Source organism: bacterium, from assembly GCA_029210965.1.
Taxonomy (GTDB): Bacteria; BMS3Abin14; BMS3Abin14; order BMS3Abin14; family BMS3Abin14; genus JALHUC01.
This window is the reverse complement of sequence record JARGFZ010000121.1, coordinates 1-711: the sequence shown is the minus strand read 5'-3', so window position 1 is coordinate 711 and position 711 is coordinate 1. Positions and strand designations below refer to the sequence as shown.

Genomic DNA, 711 nt, shown 5'->3' with positions numbered 1-711 from the left:
ACATATCTACAATACTAGCAGCAGGATTAAATATATAGTACCACTTAAATTTCATTATAATAGCCCTGTAGCACCAAAAGGATTTTTAGTAGGTATCCTAGAAAAACCCATAAAATTATCTAAGTTATTAAAAGATTTACATGTAGTTTCTGATAAGTCACATCCTCTATATAAAGATATTTCTCCTGTAAGTGTCCCTGTAAAAGCATTACTTAGAATTACCGAAGTACCAAAACTCTCTATAATATGCCTAGACTGTCCGGCCATAACAGCAATACCACCATTATAAAATTGGTCTGGCTCTGCTAGTGAAGGTACTTGTATAATATCAGATGATGCTATTATATTAGTATATGTTACTTTATGTAATGATTGAATAACACCGCAACCTGCCGAATATAATGAATGCTGGCATGAATGTACTAGTTTATATCTAAAGCCAGACCTAGAAGAGAAGGCTAAAGATGAATTACATGCTACTGTTATATATGTTTTCTTTCCTAAGATACCTGTAACTCTTCCAACCCAATAAGGAAGATTATCTCTATAGATAATTACAGTTATAGGCGTCTCAGGTAGTCTATCTAGTAAATCCCTAGCAAAAGAATTAGTTCTGCTAAAGTTTATAGAAAGCTCACTCCTAGCGGCATTTTCTACCAGCTTTATAGCTGTTCTAGTCACTAAAGCAGGTAAATACTCTCTACCTTCGAA

General features: G+C 33.8%; 1 protein-coding gene. It reads right to left on the bottom strand.

The features are described from left to right. Positions 1 to 54: 54 nt before the first annotated feature. On the bottom strand, positions 55 to 711 hold a 657-nt coding region (locus P1S59_14580; protein ID MDF1527450.1), incomplete at its 5' end, for a phage BR0599 family protein.